Source organism: Mesorhizobium sp. M7A.F.Ca.CA.002.04.1.1, assembly GCF_004022805.1.
Taxonomy (GTDB): Bacteria; Pseudomonadota; Alphaproteobacteria; order Rhizobiales; family Rhizobiaceae; genus Mesorhizobium; species Mesorhizobium ciceri.
Map to the genome: position 1 here is coordinate 1 of NZ_RZPL01000493.1, position 4,431 is coordinate 4,431.

4 protein-coding genes are annotated in these 4,431 nt (G+C 63.2%); all 4 read left to right on the top strand.

Going from position 1 to position 4,431, the window contains the following annotated elements; all coding sequences use genetic code 11:
* On the top strand, positions 1-814 hold an 814-nt coding region (locus ENZ75_RS22540; protein ID WP_128278324.1), incomplete at its 5' end, for a glycosyltransferase.
* On the top strand, positions 804-1,772 hold the full coding sequence (locus ENZ75_RS22545; protein ID WP_063169888.1) for a glycosyltransferase family 2 protein: 969 nt from the start codon (positions 804-806) through the stop codon (positions 1,770-1,772). The genes ENZ75_RS22540 and ENZ75_RS22545, both read left to right, overlap by 11 nt.
* Before the next feature lie 74 nt (positions 1,773-1,846).
* Positions 1,847-2,743, top strand: a complete 897-nt coding sequence (locus ENZ75_RS22550; protein ID WP_013528099.1) for a UTP--glucose-1-phosphate uridylyltransferase — start codon at positions 1,847-1,849, stop codon at positions 2,741-2,743.
* Positions 2,744-2,978: 235 nt separating this feature from the next.
* The coding region (locus ENZ75_RS22555; protein ID WP_245481192.1) for a Wzz/FepE/Etk N-terminal domain-containing protein at positions 2,979-4,431 on the top strand (1,453 nt) is incomplete at its 3' end.

The following is a 4,431-nucleotide window of genomic DNA, read 5'->3' on the forward strand; positions in this document are numbered from 1 at the left end:
CAATGACGACACCCCATCGGCCCGTGACCTGGTGGCGGCGCTGTCGCGGGAATTGACGGTGCCGATCCACTATCAGCACGCCCCGGCGCGCAACATCTCGATCGCCCGCAACGCCTGCCTCGATGCGAGCACCGCGGATTTCGTCGCCTTCATCGACGACGACGAGACGGCCACGACGCCATGGCTTGCCGAACTGGCCGCGATGGCGCAGCAAAGCGGTGCCGCCGCCGTGCTCGGCCCGGTCAGGGCGCGCTATCGCCCGGACGCGCCGGACTGGATGCGGCGCGGCGATTTCCATTCGACCTTGCCCGTCTGGGTGCGCGGCGAGATCCAGACCGGCTACACCTGCAACGTTCTGCTGCGGATGGGCTCGGACAGCCTGCGCGGCCGCCGCTTCAGCCTGGCGCGTGGCCAGACCGGCGGCGAGGACACCGAATTCTTCGACCAGATGCACAAGGCAGGCGGCCGCATCGCCTTCTCGCCCGAGGCATGGGTCGACGAGGTGGTGCCGCGCTCCAGGGCGGCATTCGATTGGCTCGGCCGCCGCCGCTTCCGCGTCGGCCAGACGCATGGCCATCTCCTGGGCAGCAGCGCCAGCGGAATCGGTCTGGCCAAGCAGGTCGGCCTGGCCTCGGCAAAGGCCATCTATTGCTTCGCCTCGGCACTTCCGGTCGTCGTCAGTCCGGTACGCAGGAACCGCAGCGTGCTGCGCGGCATTATGCATGTTGGTGTCGTCAGCGGCCTCGTCGGCATCCGCGAAATCCGCCTCTATGGCCAGCCTTCGCCACAGGAGGGAGGCAAGCGTGCAGCCTGACGTCAGCTCTATCCCCGATGTTTCCTTCGTTATTGCCGCCTACAATGCCGAGACGACCCTTGATCGGGCGATCGCCAGCGCCATCGCCCAGAAGGGTGTCAGCGTCGAAATCATCGTCGTCGACGACAAGTCGCGCGATGCGACGCTCGATGTTGCGCGGGCCTATCCCGGGGATATCGTCCGTGTCATCGCCCTGCCAAGCAATCGCGGCCCGGGCGGCGCCAGGAATGCCGGCCTCGATGCCGCCCGCGGCAGATGGATCGCGGTTCTCGATTCCGACGACGCGGTCTTTCCCGGCCGGCTCGCCAAGATGATCGCGCGTGCCGAAAGCGCGGATGCCCAGATCGCCGTCGACAATCTGCAGGTCGTTCGCGAGGACGGCGTTATCGAGGACGCGATGTTTCCGCGGCAATATCTGGAAGGCTTGCGCGAGATTTCGCTGGCCACCTACATCGCCGGCAACATCGTCTTCGAATCCAAGTTCAACCTCGGCTACCTCAAGCCGATCTTCCAGCGCGAGTTCCTGAACGAAAACCGGCTTCGCTATGACGAGAAGCTGAGGATCGGCGAAGACTACATCCTCTTTGCCGCCGCCCTGGCCAACGGCGGAAAATGCGTCGTCGAGCCCGATATCGGCTATGCCTACCATATTCGCAGCGTCTCCATTTCGCGCGTGCTCGAGCTTCACCACGTCGAAGCCATGCGCAGGGCGGATGCCGTGTTCGCTCAAACCCATCGGATGGATGAGGCCGCGCAAGCCGCGTTCGCGCGGCGTGGCCGCAGCCTGCGCAAGGCGGCATCGTTTCTGTCACTGGTACAGCACATCAAGGCGCGGTCCCCGCTCAAGGCGATCCGGACTGCGCTCAGCGACCCGGCGGCGGTCAGGCATATGGGCATGCCGATCGCCGTGCGGTTGCGAAGAATGGCGGCACAATTTGCCGTCGGGGCGGGGAGGTGAAGATGCAGGCACATGGAGGGAATTTTCGTGGCCTGTGAACGGATTGAAGTCGATCTCCTCAGAAGGAATTTGCGATGAAGAAAATCAGGAAGGCCGTGATACCGGTGGCGGGGCTTGGAACGCGGTTCCTGCCGGCGACCAAGTCGATGCCGAAGGAAATGCTTCCCGTCGTCGACAGGCCCGTCGTCCAATATGCGGTGGACGAGGCCTTCGAGGCGGGCATCGAACACATCGTCTTCGTGACCGGTCGCAACAAGGCGGTGATCGAGGACTATTTCGACCTGCATCCGGAATTGATCGGCACCCTGGAGCAGACCGGCAAGAAGACCCAGCTGGAGGCGCTCGAAAGCATGCTGCCTGTGGCCGGCGCCACCAGCTTCATCCGCCAGCAATCCCCGCAAGGCCTCGGCCATGCCGTCTGGTGCGCGCGCGAGGTTATCGGCAACGAGCCCTTCGCCTTGCTGCTGCCGGACATGGTGTCCTTCGGCGGTCGCGGATGCCTCGCCGAAACCGTCGAGCTTTATGAGCGCACGGGCGGCAACGTAATCGCCGTCGAGCGTTGCGAACCCAGCGAGACCAACAAATATGGCATCGTTGGCCGTGGCGCCGAGATCGGCGGCGGTTTCGAGGTGACGGCCATGGTCGAGAAGCCGGCGCCGGCCAATGCGCCTTCGAATTTCTACATCAACGGCCGCTACATCCTGCAGCCGGAGATTTTCGCGCTCCTGGGCAATCAGCAGCGCGGCGCCGGCAACGAGATTCAACTGACGGATGCCATGGTTCGTCTGTCGAAGGATCAGCCGTTCTTCGCCCAGCCTTTCCTCGGCCGCATGTTCGACTGTGGTTCCAAGGAAGGGTTCATCCAGGCCAACATCGCCTTCGCGCTGGCGCGCGACGACATGAAGGGTCCGGTTTTCGAGATGCTTCAGGAGTTCGTCCGGTCGCATGAACGCCAGGAAGAAGCCGCATAATGCCCATCTTTCGGGAGTATCGTCGGATGGCCGGCGAAGAGGGGCCGGCAGGTTCTCTCCGTCTGGCACGACGCTTGCATTGCTCTGGCGATGCTCCCGATCTTCGAGGCGCCTGCAAGCCAAGGCATGATCCCTGAAAGTGGGTCCCGGTTTCCGGAAAAGATCATGTTGAAACAGTAAGATAGAGCCAATTGCGATCAATCGGAATAGGACCGGCTCTAGAATTGGACCGAAGATGAATTATGCCAACTTTCCTCTCGACAAGAGGATGCCATTGCCGAATTCGGACGCAGGAGACGGCGAAGACTTCATCGATATCGAGCGGCTGCTTGGCATGGCCGCACGGCAGGCCAAGGTGGTTGCCGTGTGTGCCGTCATCGGTCTCTTCCTGGGCCTGCTCTATTTGCAGACAACGCCGCCCAAATATCAGTCGATCGCCAGCGTGCTGATCGACGAGGGCTTGAACAAGATCGTCGACGACATTTCGGCGACGTCGACAACCATGCAGACCGATTCCGCCATCCTGAGCCAGATCGAGATCCTGACCTCGACGCGGCTTGCCGCCGTGGTCGTCGACAAGCTGAAGCTCGACCAGAACGACACGTTCATGAATCCGCCCCAGTCGGCGCTTGCCCAAGGCATAGGCCTCATCCGCGGCCTGATCCAGTATGTCCGCCCCAGCTCTTCCATGCCGGGTGGCGCTGACTTCAGCAAGCTCGACCCGGCCGCCCGCGATGCGCTGATCGCCACGTCGCGCCGCGACTACGCGATCCTCAAGCTGCAGAACGAGATCCGGGCGGAACGCGTCGGCCGAAGCTACGTCATCGCGCTCGGCTATCAGGCGACGGATCCGGCCTTGGCAAACGCCATCACCAAGGCCTATGCCGATGCCTATCTCGCCGATCAGCTCGATGCCAGCTTCGATGCCACCGAGCGGGCTGCGGTCTGGCTGCAGGGCCGGTTGACGGAGTTGCGCCAGAGCTCGCAGGCAGCTTCGCTCGCGGTTGAGAAATTCAGGGCCGAACATGGGCTGGCCGCCAACAGCGATGGCCAGCTGATGAGCGACAAGCAGCTTTCCGACCTCAACGCCCAGCTTATCGTGGCGCAGGCCGACACCGCACGCGCCAGCGCCCGCTACCAGCAGTACAAGGCCATCGTCGACAGCGGCTCCGAAAACGCTTTCAAGGATGCCGCCATATCGAGCGACCAGCCAAGCAGCTCGGTCATATCGGCGCTCAAGACCCGCTACCTCACAGTGGCCAAGCGGCTGCAGGACGTCGAGGCGAATTTCGGCCCCGAGCACCCGCAGGCGGTGGCTCTCTCCAAGGAGAAGGCCGACATATCGACGCAGATTTTCGGCGAGCTGAAGCAGCTGACCGAAAGCTATCGCAACGAATATGAGGTGGCGCAGGCACGCGAGACCGCGCTCAGGGCCAACGTCGCGGCCGCGCAAGGCAAGAGTTCCGTCGACAACCAGACGCAAGTCAAGCTGCGTGAACTCGATCAGCAGGCGACGGCGCTCACCACGCTCTATCAGACATTCCTGGGTCGTTACGAGGAAGCCGCGCAGCAGCAGTCCTTCCCGGTCGGCAAGATCCGCATCATCTCCGACGCGTCGATGCCGATGACGGCCTCAAGCCCGCGCACCATCGTCGTGCTCGGACTTTCGCTGGTGCTTGGCCTGCTGA